The following is a 17,181-nucleotide window of genomic DNA, read 5'->3' as shown; positions in this document are numbered from 1 at the left end:
GAACATGCGAGCTGGTGGAACGTTTCAATCGCGCACGGCGCGATCAGGCCGTGGTGTCAGGCCGGGGCCCTGTGTCCCGACTCCGCGGCCGGGTTGGTGCCCCGGGTCGGGTGCGCAGCGGATTCCGGTGACTCGATGAGCTCGGGTGACAGCGGGGCGCCGTAGCGCTCGACCTCGATCTGCTGCAGCGTCTTGCCCTGGGTGTCCGGAGCCGCGATGGCGCCGATGATCAGCGCGATGGTGAGCAGTGCGACCAGCAGGATGCCGACCGTGGTGAGTCCGGTGGCCGCGAGCATGGTGGGGAAGAAGTAGCTCAGGAGACCGGTTGCGGTGCGGACGGCGAAGAACATGACGCCCTGGGCGCTGGCCCGATAGGGCGTCGCGAACATCTCGCTGGCCCAGAGGCTGTAGAACGCCTGCGCGCCGATGCCCGAGGAGATACCCCACAGGACCGCGAAGACGAGCATCGTGGCGACACCGCTGTCGGTGAAGGCGACCAGCACGATCCAGGCGACGATGCCCAATGCGGCGCCGAAGACGTACAGGGCGCGCTGGGAGACCCGATCGGCATACCGCATGAAGCCGAAGTAGGTCGCGAGGACGGTGCATCCCCAGACCAGCACCTGCAGCAGGTTCTGCTGGACCGCGCTTTCGACGCCCGCGGTCTCGTAGACACGCGGCATGAAGATGCCGGCCTGTCCGGCCACGGTGTTCCAGAAGAGGTAGATGCCACCGAGCAGGAGCAGTGCGGTGATGTTGACCTTCTAGGAGAACAGGCCCTTGATTCCGCGGGCGCCGACGGAAGCGGTGAGCTCACGGGTCTCGTTGACTGCCTCGTCGGACCAGATCTTGGACTCCGCGAGCCCTTGGCGAATCCACCAGACGACCGCGGCGACGACGAAGAGGTGCAGGAAGATGATCCGCGAACCGAGCAGGCCCATCGGGGCGAGCGCGGCCGCCAGTGCGAAGCCGATCAGGGGTCCGACCGACCAGGCCAGCTGGGCGGTTCCGACGTGTTTGGCGCGTTCGACCGATGGCGCCTCTTCGGCGATGTAGGTCCAGGACGCGGGTACGCCCGCGCCGACCGCGAGGCCCGTGATGATGAACGCCGCCAGCAGTATGGTGAAGTTGAGCGCGAAGGCGGCGAGCAACACGCCGGCCATATAGACCAGCAGGTCGTAGGTGTAGATCGCCTTGCGGCCGTAGCGGTCGCACAGCGGTCCGCCGATGGCGGCGCCGACCGCCGTGCCGAACGCGTTGGCGCTCAGTGCCGCCAGCAGGCCGACGGCGAAGTTGCTGATGCCGAACTCGTCCTGCCAGAAGGTCAGGCTGGTGGCGATCGCGATGATCGAGCCGGCTTCGATGTAGTTCGACATGGCAACCGAGATGATCGCCCGCCAGCCGGTGGTGGAGCGCGCTCCTACTTTCATGGGATTCCTAGCGTCGGAGATCAGTAGAGAGGGTCGGGATCGGAGGGGGCAAGCCGGGTTCGCTGATGTCGGTGTGCCCGTCAGTACGCGTCGTGTGTTCGATGTCGGTCAGTCGAGGTGGAAGTACTCGAGGAGTTCCGTGCGGATGGTGTCGGGATTGGCGCCGCCGGCGCCTCCGCCGGCGGCCGGGAGGAAGTACTCGGACATGTGCGCCTGCCACCGGGCACTGACGTCCGTCGCCTCCATGGCGGCGGTGGTCGTCGCGAAGTCGTCGGTCTCGAGGTAACCCACGACCATGCCGTCGTCCTTGCGGAGGAACAACGAGTAGTTGCGCCACCCGGTCTCGCGCAGGGCGTCGAGCATCTCCGGCCACACCTCCGTGTGGGCCTCGAGGTAGTCCTCGACGCGCTCCGGGCGGAGTTGCAGCACGAAGCAGACGCGCTGGGGGTCGGACATGGCTGCTCCTGACAGACGACGTGATGGGAAACGCAGACCGTCGAGAGAGGATCAACCCGGCGAATTAAAACGTTTCAATTTGTGATGGCAGCAACATTAAGAGCGGCCTGTGAGGATGTCAAGACCCGGTTCGCACAAAGCGCACACCGCCGGGACGGGATCGGTCATGCTCGTCTCGTGCTCGGATTCGGGAAGACGCGCGGAACAGATGTCGAGGGCGGGATCGCGATCGTGACCGGGGGCGGGTCCGGTATCGGGGCCGCACTCACGCGCGCGCTGGTGGCCCGGGGAGCCCGCGTCACCTGCGCGGACATCGACCTACCCGCGGCGCAGCGGGTGACGGCCTCGTTGTCCGGTGGGCCGGGCACCGCACGGGCGGTGCAACTGGATGTGACGGATGCCGCCGCTGTGCGGCGGGTGGTCGACGAGGTCGTCGCCGAGTCGGGGCGCCTGGATCTGATGTTCAACAACGCCGGGATCACCTGGGGTGGTCCGACCGAGATGCTGACGCCGGAGCAATGGGACGCGATCATCGACGTCAACATCCGGGGCGTCGTGCACGGGGTCGCGGCCGCGTACCCGGTGATGATCGAGCAGCGTTCCGGACACATCGTCAACACGGCGTCGATGGCCGGGCTCGTCGCCGCCGGGCTGATCACGAGCTACGTGATGACCAAACATGCGGTCGTGGGGCTGTCGCTCGCGCTACGTACCGAGGCCGCGGGCCGCGGGGTGAACGTGCTGGCGGTGTGCCCCTCGGCGGTGGAGACCCCGATCCTGGACAAAGGGTCGGTCGGCGGATTCGTCGGTCGCTCTTATTATCTGGCGAGCCAGGGTTCGTCGACCGCGTACGACGCCGACCGCCTCGCCCGGGACACGCTCGCCGCCATCGATCGGGATCAGCCACTGCTGGTCGTCCCGCGTCGATCCCGGATCACCTGGCGCGTCCAGCGATTGGCGCCCGGTCTGACGAATCGGCTTGCCGCGCAGTTCATCGATCGGCAACGCGCGGAGTTGCGGCCGGAGGGTTAACCGCCGGCGGTGCTGCTCAGGATGGCGATGATGACACCTGCCACGGTCAGTACACCGACAACCCAGGCCATCGTGATCGCGACCCGTCTGCGTCCGAATCGGGCCGCGTTGATCGCGATACCGAGGCACACCAGGACCGCGATCGAGTACACCGAGATACCGAGGGTGAGCAGGGCGACGGAGGAGTCGGCGAGCAGGACAACCCGAGTGGACATGACACCGAGTACATCATCAGTGGGCTCGGGGGATGCACGCGGATCGAGACAGCCCAGTGGCGTTCCGGCTTTTCGTGACACTTCGTCTCGTGCTTTCGACGCAACGCGTTTGCAACGACACAGGTAGCGGGATCAGGCGCAGAGGTCTGGCGGTGTTCTTGACGTGCTCCCGCGCAATTGGGATGTCGCCGTTGCGCACTGCGGAGTGAGTCGGGATGGGCGATCTGGCTATCGGTTCGGAACAAGCTCCCAACGACCTTGCTCCCAGGTGTAAGAATCCCTGATCCCTGAGTAATCGAAGGGCAGGGTGACAAAATCCTCGCCATTGTCGCGCCTCAGGTCATAGCGCACAGTTTTGCCGTTGACGATGAAGCGCAGCCGCAGGAACCACATGGTGGGTCGACTGGTGGTGTACGCGTGTACTCGGAAGACTTCGGTCGAACCTTGTGGTATTTCGAAGCGAAATGGCACGCGTGGGGCACTTGGGTCGTCACCGCGATGGCATACAAGTGTTTCGTCATCGAGTGACACGAGGAGATAGTTGCCCTCTAATGGCCCGCCCGCGGGCGGAGGGAGGATCGCTATGCCATCGACACTGCCGAAGCCGGGCCGCAAGACGGGTTTACCGCCCGTCAGGGCAACGGTCGCATTTAGAGCTTGTACTTCGAACTCGAACACGGTGTGCCCCAGCCCGATTCCCCTGTTCTCTTTGACCCAATCAAAGGGCTTACTGTAGCTGGTCCGAGAACCTAGATCCCGCAACTCGGTCAACTCGTCCGGCGTCCCTACAGGGAAGAAGAAGCGTTTGACCCTCATGTCACCGAAGGTGTCATAGTCCTCGTCGACGCTAACCGTGACTCGGGATCGGCGCAGATAGGCCTGCGCCGCTTGTCCTGCCAATGCCGCTCCTGCTACCGGGTCCATTCACATATCCTCTCACTCCCGGCGTTTCTGCCGAGCCAAAATGTTGGCGTCCGAGTTCGGGTTGCGCCGACACTCGGCGACTGCGGGCCAGGCGTAGGTGTCGTCCGCCGCACGATTTTCCCTGCGGTAGCGGGCGGCCGCGAAAGGCGAACGGCATCGCTAAGCCTGCGCCACACGTTCGCGGAGATGCAACTTATGGCGGGGAGCACTTCATGTGGTCAGCCGGTGGATGGGTCGCAGCACCTTCACCCCACACACTCGACGCCTACGGCGACTGGATTCCTGAGGAAGGCGGCGGCGCACTGAACGATTTGCCCGATCCCTCCCAGCTGATTCCGTATGAGGCCCCCGAGTCGTCGGATAACGTTCCTCTATTCGGACGGTGAAGGTAAATGGGCGTAGTTGCTCGCGTACGTCAAGACACGTGGCGCGAGTAAAATGTAGGGCGGAACCGGAACCTTCCGCGTGAACCCTAGACCGGACTGCAACGCGCGAAGACCCTCTTTTCCTTCGAAACGGTCGATAAGGTCTTTCACAGTCGCGACATCGTCAGCGATATCGGGATACAGAATCGCATCCAGTTGGTCTTGTAGTTCAGCAATCTGAGGTTGGACGGCCTTGATCATGTCCAAGACGCTAGGATCGTAGTCGATGTCCTCGAGTTCGGTGATCTTGATCCATTTTTCTCGTGCAGCCTTGTTGAATTTGATCATGTAATCACGGTCCATAAACACGTTTGCGGTGCTCTCGCCTTCTAGGCGAGCATTGAGTTCAATCTTGAAAGCATTAATATCGCCATGAAGCAGGGCGTCACGCATTTTGATTAACCATCGGTAATCAAACGATGACACGAGCAGATCATCAAACAGATCGAGAGCTTGTTTCTCCTCTACGGTCTTGCGGCCGAACTGCTCGCGAACTGCGCGGATGGACTGATCTCTATGACTGTGGAGCGCGCTAGTGAAAGATATGAGCGCTGAACGGATTCGCCTTCGGCGCTCGTCGAAAGCATCTTGATCGGACAGTGAAATTCGCCGACTAGTGACATCGGAAATCACTGCAATAAGCAGATCGCAGAATCTCTCATTTTCATCAGAAATGTGCCGGAGGAGTTCGCTGTCAATCATGCGGCGGAGGCGCTCGTGTGCCGTGCGATACTCTGCGTCTTCATCTGCAGTGAATGAGCAGAGCTTTTTGAAGATGATAGCAGCATCGATACCCGGATCGGAATATCCCAACATTGCTCCGTACGGGTCGGAGGCGGCAGCTGCGTCGTCGTCGGCGTCCTGTTCTATCTGTTGCTCTCCCTGTTCCTGTATCTTATTGAACACCGACAGAGAATTGGTGATTATTTCGCGAATCTCATCTTCTGTCGGGAGCTTTGTAGATAGCCAATTGCGAGCGCGCTGAGCGACTTCTTGTAGTGCGGTGCGCATTGAGTTTTGGACGTCGTTTCTCGTCATTCGGTCGCGGGCGTCTGGTGTGTTCGCGTAGTCCATTGCCGCGGAGGCCAAGACCTCCGCTTGAGCCCGCATTGTCTCCAGCACAATGACCATGGCCGCGCTCTGAGGCGGTGGCGCGGTTTCCCTGGAGATTAGATCCCGCCACGCGTCCATGAAGTGTTCGCAGAAGTCAAATGGGCTGTCGCCGTCGAATTCGTCTAACTTGGCGATCGGTCCGTCTAACTTTCGTATCCAGTCTTCCAAACTGGTCCTGGCTTCATCGTCTTCCGGTGGCACACTTCGACTCCTGTCATGCTCGAATTTCGCGGCCTCGTCGTGGACAGCCAGTAAGCATCGCACGTACGCAACTCATTGCGTCTGACATCTGATCCCGCGTGTCGCGCTGATGCGGCAGCTTGGGTAGCGCGGGGGTGGCACTGTCATCGTTCGGATGACGCGAGGGAACGGCAATAGTCAATCTACCTGCGGCGATGCAGTGCCCCCAGTCGGACTCGAACCGACACTGTGCCGATTTTAAGTCGGCTGCCTCTGCCAATTGGGCTATGGGGGCGAAGGGTCCGCTCGACGACGGTGCCCCTGGTGAGCATAGTCAGCCGGCGCTGCGGTGGCCGTCTGGTGGTCCGGCGTCGCCACCGACAGACCTCGACTCGACCGCCAGACTTCGATCGAGCTCTGGCAGTCGAGTCGACGTCTGGGAGTCAGCCGTCCTTGACCGGCCCAGTCGCCGGGGCCATCATGGGGCATGGACGCGGCAGCGGTGACCGGGGCACGCAATTGGGAGGCCGTCCGAGAACGACATCCCGCCATCGTCGAGCGCCTCGAGGCGGGTCTGACGCAGGGCGATCCGCTCGCCGACGCGGTGGTCGTCGAGGCCAGAGAACGCGGAATCTCGTTCTCCACACTGGTCGCACTCTTGGAGGAGCACACCTCCGCCGAGGCGGAGACCGACATCGATCACCTCGAGATGCCCGCCTCGATGACGCATCTGTTGCAGGTCGCGAGCGCCCCACCTCCGTGGTTCGACCCCGCCTGGGCGGAGGCCGGCGCCCGCGCGTGGTGGCGGTTCGGGACGTTGCAGTCGTCGACGCTGTATTAGTCGCTGATCTACGGATTCAAGGCGCAGGGATTCGTCCGTCCGTTGGTGGCCACCGGCCGGCTGGGGTCGGGGACACGCGATCGGGTCGAGTCGACGGCCCGCTGGGTCGCCGAGGCGACCACGCCCGGATCCATGCTCCCGGGTCGTCCCGGTTGGGTTGCGACGCTTCGTATTCGGCTGTTACACGCCTACATCCGCGACGTCCTGCGGCACCCGCACGGCGGCGATCCGACGGACGACGCCGGGGCCTGGGACGAAGGGGAGTGGGGCGCACCCATCAACCAGACGTATGCGGTGATGACCATCTCGTGCGGCTTCCTGGCTCTGCCTCTCGTAGTCGCACGGGATTTCGGGATCCACTACAGCAGTGCGGAACGTGAGGCGATCACACATCTGTGGCGCTGGATCGGCTGGGTCATCGGGGTCGACGACGACCTGCTGCCGCCGAGCCACGAGTCGTCAAGCGAATTATTCCGGATCGCAGGCGAATTCGAGCTGCAGCCCGACGATTCGTCGAAGGTGCTGATCAAGGCGCTGCTTCGCGAAGGGTACGACCTTCCGCGCGTCGTGCACGGGGCCGCTCCGATTCCGGTGCCGGGGTTGCTGGTCTCCGCGGTGGATGCGATCACCAGACCCCTTCTGATGTCGTCGTTCTCGGCCATCAGCACCCGATGGGTCGAGCGCCCGGTCGCCCGGCGGATGGGTCTGCGCCGGACGCCGCTACACCATCTCGTCGACGTCGCGCGGCCCGCCGTCAGGCTGCGCGAGATCGCGCGGGCGACCGGACTGCTCGGGTCGGAGTCGACGGTGATCGAGCGCGAACTGCGAACGGTCCGACGCGGACTCGGCATGCCGCACGTCCCGGAATCGTCCTTGACCGCCTAAATTACTGCTGATAACTTAACGCCGTAAAGTCGACCGACGCGACAGGGGTCCGCATGCTGGTCAGATTGACACGGCTGGTCATTTCCATGCCCAAACGAGTGCTGCTGGGCGCGCTCATCCTGCTGGTGGTGTGCGGCGCGTACGGCGCCACCGCGGCCGAACACCTGCTGGCCGGAGGGTACAGCGATCCGAACTCGGGGTCGGCGCGGGCGGAGAGAACGCTCGACGAGACGTTCAACCGCGGCGGGGTCCAGGTCGTGCTCAAGCTGGACGGTCCCGACGGAGTCGACATCTCCCGCGACCCGACGGCCCGGGCGGTCGGTGAGGACATCGTCGCCGACCTGAATCGCAATCAGTACGTGCAGGACCAGATCCTGTCGGTGTGGGCCAATCCGGCGCTCGACTCCGCGCTCGTCAGTCGCGACCGGACGTCGACGCTGATCATCGCCTCGCTCGACGGTGGTGAGGATTCGGCGCCGGGGCACGCGGAGGAGATCGCCGAGGCGCTGGCCGGTGACCGCGACGGGATCACCGTGCAGGTCGGCGGTCAAGGAATGGTCTTCGCGCAGGTCAACGACCAGACCGCGTCCGATCTCCTCGTCGCCGAGGCCATCGCGATCCCGATCACGTTCATCGTGTTGATCTTCATCTTCGGCGGATTGCTCGCCGCGGCCGTCCCGGTCGGCATCGGCATCGTCTCGATCATCCTCACCTTCGCGCTGCTCCGCGCGATCGGATCGGTCACCGATGTCTCGGTCTTCGCGCTCAACCTCACCACCGCACTGGGTCTCGCGCTCGCGATCGACTACACGCTGCTGATCCTGACGCGCTACCGGGAAGAGGTCGGCCACGGTCTGAGCCGGCCCGACGCGATCGTCCGTACCCTGGCCACGGCCGGGCGGACGGTCGCCTTCTCCGTAGTGACCGTCGCTCTGTCGCTCAGCGCGCTCGTGCTGTTCCCGCAGTACTTCCTGCGCAGCTTCGCCTTCGCGGGTCTCGGCGTCGTGGTCGTGGCCGCGGTGTCGGCGCTCGTCCTGACGCCGGCCGTGCTCATGCTCCTCGGCGACCGCATCGACGCCTTCGACGCCCGGAAGCCACTCCGACGCCTGCTTCGGCTGCCGCCGGCGCGGCCCGTCGAACCGGAGGACACCTGGTGGTACAGGCTGGTCCAGTGGGTGCTGCGCCACGCCTTGCCGGTCGCCGCGGTCGTCACGGTCTTCCTACTGGTACTCGGTGCGCCGTTCCTGTCGATGAAGCTGGGGTTCCCCGACGACCGGGTGTTGCCGGAGTCGGCGAGCGCCCACGCGATCCAGCAGGAGATCCGGGACGACTACGAGGACGACCTGTCCGCAGCGGTCACCGTCGTGGTGCGGGGGCCGGTGGACGATGCGACCCTGGCGGACTACACCCGCGCCCTGTCGTCGGTCGGAGATGTCAACTCCGCGGGGTCGTCGGCCGGGACGTTCGTCCGGGGCGCGCCGGCCGCGCCCGGCAGCCCGGACGACACCCGGGGCGACGTACACGTCCTGCAGGTGTCGACCGACCGCGACCCGATGAGCGAGTCGGGGATCGCCCAGCTCGACGAGCTGCGGGCGGTCCCGCCGCCGGCGGGAACGGAGACCCTGTTCAGCGGGCTCGCCGCCGCCACCGACGACACCGTCGGGTCGATCTACGCGCATCTGCCTTGGGTGCTCGGCCTGATCGCGATCGCTACGTTCGTGCTGCTGTTCCTGTTCACCGGGAGCGTCGTGCTGCCGCTGAAGGCGCTCGTCCTCAACATCCTGTCGCTGTCGGCGACGTTCGGCGCGATGGTCTGGTTCTTCCAGGAGGGGCACCTCGGCGGTCTCGGCACCACCGCCACGGGCACGCTCAGCGCGACCATGCCGGTGCTGCTGTTCTGCGTGGCATTCGGCCTGTCGATGGACTACGAGGTGTTCCTGTTGGGACGGATTCGCGAGGAGTGGTTGCGATCAGACCGGACGCGCGCGGCCAGCGACCATGCCGTGGCCCTGGGCTTGGCCCGGACCGGCCGGGTCATCACGGCGGCAGCCCTGCTGATGAGCATCGTCTTCGCCGCCATCGCGGCGTCGGAGGTCTCGTTCATGCGGATGTTCGGGGTCGGTCTCACCCTGGCGGTCCTCATGGACGCGACGATCATCCGCATGTTCCTCGTTCCCGCCTTCATGCGTCTGGCCGGGCGGGCGAACTGGTGGGCGCCGGGTCCGCTGCGACGGCTACACGATCGGATCGGGTTGTCCGAGGAGGTCCCGGAGGTCGGGCGTCCCGAGAAAGCGGCGCCGGACACCGCGCCGACGAGGGTCTGACACCGAATACGTCATACGACGGACGGACGGCGGCGGGACAGGTGCAGGAGTGCAGTGACGACACGTAGACGAGCGAGATCACCGCGCGGGTCCGGAGAGAACCTCGCGGAGGAGATCATCGAGGCGGCCGGCGAGCTGCTGGTGGAGAACGGTGACGACACCGCGATGTCGATCCGCGCGGTCGCCAACCGGGTCGGTGTCACACCGCCGTCGATCTACCTGCACTTCGCCGACAAGGAAGCCCTGCTCGACGCGGTGTGCGCCCGCTACTTCGAGCGTCTCGACGACGAGATGGCCGCCGCATCGGAAGGCGTCGACGACGCCTTCGAACGAGCGCTGGGCCAGGGGATGGCCTATGTCCGCTTCGCCGTCGCCACGCCCGTGCTCTATCGCGTGGCGTTCGGCAAACCCACTCCCGAAGGGCATCCGTCGAAGGTCGACGAGGTACTCGCCGCCAGTGCGTACTCCCGGTTCGCCGGAACCGTCACCGAGCTGGCCGACGAAGGCGTGTTCGATCACGCCGAGATCGCCGACATTGTTCTCGAGTTCTGGGCCGCCGCCCACGGGATCGCGTCGCTGATGCTCGCCAAACCGGGTCTCGCCTGGGGCGACGACTTCGCGCGTGCGGAAGCCATGCTCACCGCCATGTGCCTGGGCCGGGCCTCGCTCGCGACCGACGGCGGTATCGATCAGACCGCAGTGGGCCGCCGGTTGAGGTCGCTGCGCGACCGGGTGAACTGACCCGGTGGCGGGTGTCTGACGACAGAAGGGTCAAGAGTCGGTAAAGTCGACGTCGACTCGGTCGTTGCGAGCTCTCGTCAGGGAACTCTCAGAAACGGCCAGACGTTGAGACGGCAGACATCCGTACCGATGAAGGAGCGCTTCGTGCGAGAAAGCAGCAATCCGGTGATGCGCGGCGTGGTCCGCGACAATCAATCCGGATACGCGGGTTTCGGGGCCGGCATGGCCGGCGCCGGCGCCGCGGCCAACCAGTTCGGTCAGGCCACTGACCCCTACACCCAGCCGGCACCGCCGGCCACTCGTCAGCTCACGATCGACGACGTCGTCACCAAGACCGCGATCACCCTCGGAGTGCTGACGCTGGCCGCCGCCGCCACGTACTTCGCGATCAGCAGCCGCGCCACCGAGGCCGCCCAGGCGGCTCTCGCCACGCCGCTGATGCTGGTCGGCGCCATCGCCGGTCTCGTGCTCGTCCTCGTGGCGAGCTTCGGGCGCAAGCAGGACAACCCGGCCATCGTGCTGGCGTACGCCGCGTTCGAGGGCCTCTTCGTCGGCGCCATCTCGTTCGTGTTCGCGAACTGGGCGGTCGCCGGCGACACCTCGGCCGGTGCGCTGATCGGACAGGCCGTCCTCGGCACCTTCGGTGTGTTCTTCGGCATGCTGTTCGTGTACAAGGTCGGCGCCATCCGCGTGACGCCGCGCTTCACCCGCATGCTGTTCGCCGGCATGATCGGCGTCCTGGTCCTGATGCTCGGCAACCTGGTCATCGGTCTGTTCACCGGTGAGGCCGGCGTCCTGCGCGACGGTGGCCCGATCGCCATCATCTTCTCGCTGGTCTGCATCGCACTCGCCGCGTTCAGCTTCCTGCTGGACTTCGACGCCGCCGATCGCCTGATCCGCGCCGGCGCACCCGACCGGGCCGCCTGGGGCGTGGCGCTCGGCCTGACCGTCACCCTGGTCTGGCTGTACGTCGAGATCCTGCGTCTGCTGACCTACTTCAACTCCGACTAGTCAGTCATGTGACAGTGGCCCCGCACCTCGGGAGGTGCGGGGCCACTGTCGTGACAGGGTCGGTTGGCGACAAAGTGTGCCACCCGGGTGCGTTTGCGGGATCAACCCAATCACCGCGGTTCTACCGTGCGGACATGGTGTTCTTTCTGATCCAGCTGGCGCTGATGATCATCGGCGCCGTCGTACACATACTGGTGGACCGATCGATGCGACGACGCACCGTCGGCCGCGCAGCCGAACTCGTGCTGCTCTGGATACTCGTCCCCTGCGGCGCATTCGGCATCCTCGCCGGGGTCGGCCACGTCGGCCCGAACGCCCCCGAGATCGCCGAGGGCATCGGGCCGGACTTCATCCCGTCCATGTTCCAGTGGGAGCTGGGGTGGAACGACATCGCCGTGGGCGTGCTCGGCGTGCTCTGCTACCGGGTGCGCAATCGTGGCGGATGGCTCGACGCCGCCGTGTGGGCACTGGCGATCAGCTACGGGGGAGACCTCGCCGGTCACATCTCGCAGTACTACATCCACGACAACACCGCGACGAACAACGTCTGGGCGATCCCCGCCGAGATCTACATCGTCGGTGCCGTCGTCATCGCCTGGTTCGTGTACCGACGAACAACCCCCCGCAGCGTCGCGGTCCTGGGACCGAACGCGGCGAGGGGTGTCGACGAGACGGAGACGGCCTCGCTCAGCTGAGGCGCTCCAGCAGGGATCAGCTGAGGCGCTCGAGGACCATGGCCATGCCCTGACCGCCACCCACGCACATCGACTCGATGCCGAAGGTCTTGTCGCGGGTCTGCAGGTTGTTGAGCAGGGTGGTCGTGATGCGGGCGCCGGTCATCCCGAACGGGTGACCCAGGGCGATCGCGCCGCCGGACACGTTGAGCTTGTCGTGGTCGATGCCGAGATCACGGGCCGAACCGAGGACCTGCACGGCGAAGGCCTCGTTGATCTCGACGAGGTCGATGTCCGACAGCGACATCCCCGAGACCCGCAGCACCTTGCGAATCGCCTCGATCGGACCGAGCCCCATGATCTCCGGCGACAGGCCGGTGGCCGCGGTGGCGACAACGCGCGCCAGCGGGGTGAGGCCCAGCTCCTTCGCCTTGGTGTCGCTCATGATGACCAGCGCCGCGGCGCCGTCGTTGAGCGGGCATGCGTTGCCCGCGGTGATCGTGCCGTCCGGGCGAAAGACCGGCTTCAGCTGCGAGATCTTCTCGTAGGTCGTGCCCGCGCGGGGGCCGTCGTCGGTGGTGACGAGCGAGCCGTCGGGCAGGGTGACCGGGTCGATCTCCCGCTCGAAGAAACCGGACTTGATGGCTTCTTCGGCGCGGTTCTGGCTCAGCACGCCCCACTTGTCCTGGTCCTCGCGGGAGATGCCGGTGAACGAGGCGACGTTCTCGGCGGTCTGGCCCATCGCGATGTACACGTCCGGGATGACCCCGTCCTTGCGCGGATCGTGCCAGATGCCGGCGTCACCGGCGGCCGCCTTCTCCGTGCGGGCCATCGCGTCGTCGAACAGCGGGTTCTTGGAATTCGGTGCGCCGTCGGCGCCGCCGGAGATGCCGAAGCTCGACACGCTCTCGACACCACCGGAGATGAGGACGTCGGCCTCGCCGGCCTTGATGGCATGCAGCGCCATCCGGGTGGTCTGCAACGACGACGAGCAGTAGCGGTTCACCGTGACGCCGGGGATGTGGTCATGACCCAGCTCGACCGCGATGACCCGGGCGATGTTGTAACCGCCCTGTCCGCCGGGCTGGCCGATGCCCCAGTGGATGTCCTCGATCAGTGCCGGGTCGAGCTCTGGCACCTTGGCGAGCGCGGCTTCGACCATCTGGCGCGACAGTTCGTCGGGTCGGATGTCTTTGAGGGATCCCTTGGCGGCGCGGCCGATCGGGGAACGGGCGTGGGCGACGATGACGGCTTCAGGCATACCTCGAAACTACCGCACCAAGCATCTGCTTGGTCGCGAGGTCGGTCAGCCTGGGTCGTGGCTGGTCACCGACGTGTCAGACGTCTCCTGAGACGTGTGACGAACCGTGTTTCTTCGACGGCCTCGGACACCTTCGGCGGTTCGGGCAGCGGCGTCGGACCCCACTCGCCGATCGAGGCGAGCACCTCGGGCACCAGGATGTCGGCGGCGAGCTCATACCCCGCGGCCGACGGGTGGAATCGATCGGGCGACAGCATGTGCTCGGGGCGCGCGAGGAACTCCTCGGTCAGCAGGTCGGCCAGTGGGACCGGCCGCCCCCCGGCGGCCCGGACCGCCGATCGCTGCGCGGCGGCCAGCGTGAGTCCCCAGCGTCGCAACACCATTCGCAGGGGCTGGGGGATCGCGGTCACCACGCCGAAATCCGGGCAGGTGCCGACGACGACCTTCGCACCTTCGTCGACGAGTGCGTGGACGGCATCCCCGAGCCGGCGCGCCGACGGGAGCGGACTATTGCGGGCGGTGACGTCGTTGGCGCCGACGAGGATGACGGCCACGTCGGGTCGCTCGTGATGGACGAACATGGCCTCGATCTGGGCCGCGAGCCCCTTCGACGTCGCGCCGACGATGGCCTTGTTGGCGTAGCGGACCACCCGATCGGTCTCCGCGGCCACGCGGCGGGCGATCTGGACTCCCGGCGTCTCGTCCGCGGTCTCGGCACCCAGTCCGGCCGCCGTCGAGTCCCCGAACACCACGAGATACAGGTCGTACACGGTGTCCCGGGTGAAACGTGCACTGGTGCCGTCGGGGCGGTACACGCCGTCGCCGTCCGGGGCGTTGTCGGTACGGTGCGGGATCACCACGCGGGCCTCGGCGGCCTGACTGTTCAACAGGTTGTAGGCGGCCCAGCCGGCGCCGGCCGCGCCCGCGGTCGCGGCCGCTGTCGCGCCGACGTCGCGCACGATCCTGGCGGGGACGATTCCTCGACGACTCGAACCGGACACGAGTGCCAGTTTAGGCGTTCAGCGGGATCAGCTGACTGGGGCAGCGGCCGGGTGTCGCTGTTCGCGGTGGCTCTGGGACCATGGACGCATGCGCATCGCCAATCACGTCGTCGACCTGGTGGGCAACACCCCGCTGGTCAAGCTGAACTCGGTGACCTCACCCGGATCGGGCCTGGTCGCCGCCAAGGTCGAGTACCTCAATCCCGGTGGCAGCAGCAAGGACCGCATCGCCGTGCGGATGATCGACGCGGCGGAGGCCTCGGGTGAACTGAAGCCGGGCGGCACCATCGTGGAACCGACGTCGGGAAACACCGGCGTCGGCCTGGCGCTCGTCGCCCAGCAGCGCGGCTACAAGTGCGTGTTCGTGTGCCCGGACAAGGTCGGTGAGGACAAGCGCAACGTCCTGCGCGCCTACGGTGCCGAGGTCGTCGTCTGCCCGACCGCGGTGGAGCCGTCCCACCCGGACAGCTACTACAGCGTCTCCGACCGCCTGGTCACCGAGATCGACGGTGCGTGGAAGCCCAACCAGTACGCGAACCCGGCCGGTCCGCAGAGTCACTACGAGACCACCGGTCCCGAGATCTGGGCCGACACCGACGGCAAGGTGACGCACTTCGTGGCCGGCGTCGGCACCGGCGGCACCATCACCGGCACCGGCCGGTACCTCAAGGAGGTGTCCGGCGGCTCGGTGAAGATCGTCGGCGTCGACCCTGAGGGGTCGGTGTACTCCGGCGGGACCGGGCGCCCCTACCTCGTCGAGGGTGTCGGGGAGGACTTCTGGCCGTCGGCCTACGACCCGGACATCCCCGACGAGATCATCGCGGTCTCCGACGCCGACTCGTTCGACATGACCCGGCGTCTCGCCCGCGAGGAAGGGCTGCTCGTCGGCGGCTCGTGCGGGATGGCGGTGGTCGCGGCCCTGCAGGTCGCCGAACGCGAGGGACCCGACGCCGTCGTCGTCGTACTGCTGCCCGACGGTGGCCGCGGCTACATGGCCAAGATCTTCAACGACCAGTGGATGAGCAGCTACGGCTTCCTGCGGACGCCGCTGGACGCCACCACCAAGGAATCCCTCGTCGGAGATGTGTTGCGCGGCAAGACCGGCGCCCTGCCCGACCTCGTGCACACCCACCCGCAGGAGACCCTGCGCGACGCGATCGAGATCCTGCGCGAGTACGGCGTCTCGCAGATGCCGGTCGTCGGCGCCGAGCCACCGGTGATGGCCGGCGAGGTCGCGGGTGCGGTCACCGAGCGCGACCTGCTCAGCGCGGTCTTCGAAGGTCGTGCCAGCCTCGCCGACCCGGTGTCGGCGCACATGGGAGAGCCGTTCCCGCTCATCGGTTCCGGCGAACCGGTGTCGGCGGCCACCAAGGCGCTCGGCGACTGCGACGCGCTGATGGTCGTCGAGGACGGCAAGCCCATCGGCGTGATCACGCGCCACGACCTGCTCGCCTTCGTGTCGAGCCACCCGATCGTCGGATAGGAGCATCACCGTGAGTGAACGACGCAGTGCCGCGGATTCGGTTCGCTGGCAAGGCTTCTCGACCCGCGCCATCCACGCCGGCTACGATCCGGATCCGCAGACCGGGGCGGTGAACGTCCCGATCTACGCCAGTTCGACCTTCGCCCAGGACGGCGTCGGCGGACTGCGCGACGGCTTCGAGTACGCGCGCACCGGCAACCCGACCCGACGCGCCCTCGAAGCCAATCTCGCTGCGCTCGAGAGCGGCACCTACGGACGGGCTTTCGCTTCCGGTATGGCCGCCACCGACTGCGTTCTGCGTTCGACGCTGCGGCCGGGCGATCATCTGGTGATCCCCAACGACGCCTACGGCGGCACCTTCCGGCTCATCGACAAGGTGTTCAGCCAGTGGGGCATCACCTACTCGGTGGCCCCGGTGTCCGACGTCGCCGCGGTGCGCGACGCCATCCGGCCGGAGACCAAGCTGGTCTGGACCGAGACGCCGACCAACCCGCTGCTCAACGTCGGCGACATCGAGACCCTCGCCGCCGTCGCGCACGAGGCCGGCGCGAAGCTCGTGGTCGACAACACCTTCGCCTCGCCGTACCTGCAGCAGCCGCTCGTCCTGGGCGCCGACGTGGTGCTCCACTCCACGACCAAATACCTGGGCGGGCACTCGGATGTCGTCGGCGGCGCACTGGTCACCGACAGCGAGGAGCTCGACGAGGCGTTCGCGTTCCTGCAGAACGGCGCCGGGGCGGTCCCCGGACCGTTCGACGGGTTCCTCACCCTGCGCGGCATCAAGACCCTCGGCATCCGGATGGACCGGCACTGCGACAACGCGGAGAAGGTCGTCGACTATCTGAGCGGCCACGACAAGATCGACGCCGTCCTGTACCCGGGCTTGGAGAACCATCCGGGCCACGAGGTCGCGGGCAAACAGATGAAGCGCTACGGCGGCATGGTGTCGGTGCTGGTCAAGGGCGGGCTCGACGCCGCCAAGGAGTTCTGCGCCCGCACCGAGGTGTTCACGCTCGCCGAATCGCTCGGCGGCATCGAGTCGCTGATCGAACACCCCGGTGCGATGACGCACGCCTCGACGGCCGGATCGCTCCTCGAGGTCCCCGCCAACCTCGTCCGGCTCTCGGTCGGTATCGAGGACATCGACGACCTCCTCGGGGACCTGGAGAACGCGCTGCGCTGAGG

13 protein-coding genes, 1 tRNA gene and 2 pseudogenes are annotated in these 17,181 nt (G+C 66.3%); 8 read left to right on the top strand and 8 right to left on the bottom strand.

Annotated elements, in window-relative coordinates; all coding sequences use genetic code 11:
- Positions 1–56: 56 nt before the first annotated feature.
- Both B1818_RS05380 and B1818_RS05375 read right to left on the bottom strand, forming a co-directional pair.
- A pseudogene (locus B1818_RS05380) lies at positions 57–1,430 on the bottom strand (MFS transporter).
- A 108-nt stretch (positions 1,431–1,538) separates the two neighbouring features.
- Positions 1,539–1,886 carry an L-rhamnose mutarotase gene (locus tag B1818_RS05375; protein WP_078112096.1) on the bottom strand — a complete coding sequence of 116 codons (348 nt, stop codon included), beginning with the start codon at positions 1,884–1,886 and terminating at the stop codon, positions 1,539–1,541.
- A 177-nt stretch (positions 1,887–2,063) separates the two neighbouring features.
- Between B1818_RS05375 and B1818_RS05370 the strand changes: the two genes are divergently transcribed.
- The gene (locus B1818_RS05370; RefSeq protein ID WP_078112095.1) at positions 2,064–2,918 is read left to right on the top strand and encodes an SDR family oxidoreductase; all 855 of its coding nucleotides are present in this window, start codon (positions 2,064–2,066) and stop codon (positions 2,916–2,918) included.
- Here B1818_RS05370 and B1818_RS05365 read toward each other — a convergent pair.
- The 4 genes from B1818_RS05365 to B1818_RS05355 all read right to left on the bottom strand — a co-directional run bounded on the left by B1818_RS05365 (position 2,915) and on the right by B1818_RS05355 (position 6,070).
- Complete coding sequence (locus B1818_RS05365) at positions 2,915–3,133, bottom strand: hypothetical protein (protein WP_004020299.1); 219 nt, start codon at positions 3,131–3,133, stop codon at positions 2,915–2,917. The genes B1818_RS05370 and B1818_RS05365 overlap by 4 nt on opposite strands.
- A 228-nt stretch (positions 3,134–3,361) precedes the next feature.
- On the bottom strand, positions 3,362–4,057 hold the full coding sequence (locus tag B1818_RS23925; protein ID WP_139362989.1) for a hypothetical protein: 696 nt from the start codon (positions 4,055–4,057) through the stop codon (positions 3,362–3,364).
- Positions 4,058–4,428: 371 nt separating this feature from the next.
- Entirely contained in the window at positions 4,429–5,796 is a 1,368-nt protein-coding gene (locus tag B1818_RS05360; RefSeq protein ID WP_078112094.1) for a hypothetical protein, read from the bottom strand.
- Positions 5,797–5,996: 200 nt separating this feature from the next.
- Positions 5,997–6,070: transfer RNA gene (locus B1818_RS05355), tRNA-Leu, on the bottom strand.
- Between the two features lie 192 nt (positions 6,071–6,262).
- Between B1818_RS05355 and B1818_RS05350 the strand changes: the two are divergent.
- The 5 genes and pseudogenes from B1818_RS05350 to B1818_RS05330 all read left to right on the top strand — a co-directional run bounded on the left by B1818_RS05350 (position 6,263) and on the right by B1818_RS05330 (position 12,272).
- Positions 6,263–7,501 (top strand): annotated as a pseudogene (locus B1818_RS05350) (oxygenase MpaB family protein).
- A 53-nt stretch (positions 7,502–7,554) separates the two neighbouring features.
- Positions 7,555–9,825: an MMPL family transporter gene (locus tag B1818_RS05345; protein ID WP_078112093.1), complete on the top strand. Its 2,271-nt coding sequence runs from the start codon at positions 7,555–7,557 to the stop codon at positions 9,823–9,825.
- 54 nt (positions 9,826–9,879) lie between these two features.
- The gene (locus B1818_RS05340; protein WP_078112092.1) at positions 9,880–10,566 is read left to right on the top strand and encodes a TetR/AcrR family transcriptional regulator; all 687 of its coding nucleotides are present in this window, start codon (positions 9,880–9,882) and stop codon (positions 10,564–10,566) included.
- Positions 10,567–10,710: 144 nt separating this feature from the next.
- Positions 10,711–11,577, top strand: coding sequence for a Bax inhibitor-1/YccA family protein (locus B1818_RS05335; RefSeq protein ID WP_055474978.1), 867 nt, complete (start codon positions 10,711–10,713; stop codon positions 11,575–11,577).
- A gap of 134 nt (positions 11,578–11,711) precedes the next feature.
- A complete protein-coding gene (locus tag B1818_RS05330) occupies positions 11,712–12,272 on the top strand; it encodes a DUF6790 family protein (RefSeq protein WP_078112091.1) in 561 nt (186 codons plus the stop codon).
- 16 nt (positions 12,273–12,288) lie between these two features.
- Here B1818_RS05330 and B1818_RS05325 read toward each other — a convergent pair whose 3' ends face one another.
- Both B1818_RS05325 and B1818_RS05320 read right to left on the bottom strand, forming a co-directional pair.
- Entirely contained in the window at positions 12,289–13,512 is a 1,224-nt protein-coding gene (locus tag B1818_RS05325) for an acetyl-CoA C-acetyltransferase (RefSeq protein WP_055474902.1), read from the bottom strand.
- A gap of 65 nt (positions 13,513–13,577) precedes the next feature.
- Positions 13,578–14,489 carry an SGNH/GDSL hydrolase family protein gene (locus B1818_RS05320; protein WP_175401091.1) on the bottom strand — a complete coding sequence of 304 codons (912 nt, stop codon included), beginning with the start codon at positions 14,487–14,489 and terminating at the stop codon, positions 13,578–13,580.
- A gap of 112 nt (positions 14,490–14,601) precedes the next feature.
- Here B1818_RS05320 and B1818_RS05315 point away from each other — a divergent pair, with 112 nt between their 5' ends.
- Together B1818_RS05315 and B1818_RS05310 are read left to right on the top strand one after the other, a co-directional pair.
- Positions 14,602–15,996 carry a cystathionine beta-synthase gene (locus B1818_RS05315; RefSeq protein ID WP_078112090.1) on the top strand — a complete coding sequence of 465 codons (1,395 nt, stop codon included), beginning with the start codon at positions 14,602–14,604 and terminating at the stop codon, positions 15,994–15,996.
- Between the two features lie 10 nt (positions 15,997–16,006).
- Positions 16,007–17,179: a cystathionine gamma-synthase gene (locus B1818_RS05310; RefSeq protein WP_078112089.1), complete on the top strand. Its 1,173-nt coding sequence runs from the start codon at positions 16,007–16,009 to the stop codon at positions 17,177–17,179.
- Positions 17,180–17,181: the final 2 nt, after the last annotated feature.

The organism is Gordonia sp. IITR100 (assembly GCF_002009645.1).
In the GTDB taxonomy this organism is placed as follows: Bacteria; Actinomycetota; Actinomycetes; order Mycobacteriales; family Mycobacteriaceae; genus Gordonia; species Gordonia hongkongensis.
The sequence above is the reverse complement of the archived record's forward strand: the minus strand, read 5'-3'. Positions and strand labels throughout refer to the sequence as shown.

What these genes read in the sequence shown, in the direction of transcription:
- B1818_RS05375 (WP_078112096.1), bottom strand. Translation starts at nt 1,886, where the DNA reads ATGTCCGACCCCCAGCGCGTCTGCTTCGTGCTGCAACTCCGCCCGGAG.
- B1818_RS05365 (WP_004020299.1), bottom strand. Translation starts at nt 3,133, where the DNA reads ATGTCCACTCGGGTTGTCCTGCTCGCCGACTCCTCCGTCGCCCTGCTC.
- B1818_RS23925 (WP_139362989.1), bottom strand. Translation starts at nt 4,057, where the DNA reads ATGGACCCGGTAGCAGGAGCGGCATTGGCAGGACAAGCGGCGCAGGCC.
- B1818_RS05345 (WP_078112093.1), top strand. Translation starts at nt 7,555, where the DNA reads ATGCTGGTCAGATTGACACGGCTGGTCATTTCCATGCCCAAACGAGTG.
- B1818_RS05330 (WP_078112091.1), top strand. Translation starts at nt 11,712, where the DNA reads ATGGTGTTCTTTCTGATCCAGCTGGCGCTGATGATCATCGGCGCCGTC.
- B1818_RS05325 (WP_055474902.1), bottom strand. Translation starts at nt 13,512, where the DNA reads ATGCCTGAAGCCGTCATCGTCGCCCACGCCCGTTCCCCGATCGGCCGC.
- B1818_RS05315 (WP_078112090.1), top strand. Translation starts at nt 14,602, where the DNA reads ATGCGCATCGCCAATCACGTCGTCGACCTGGTGGGCAACACCCCGCTG.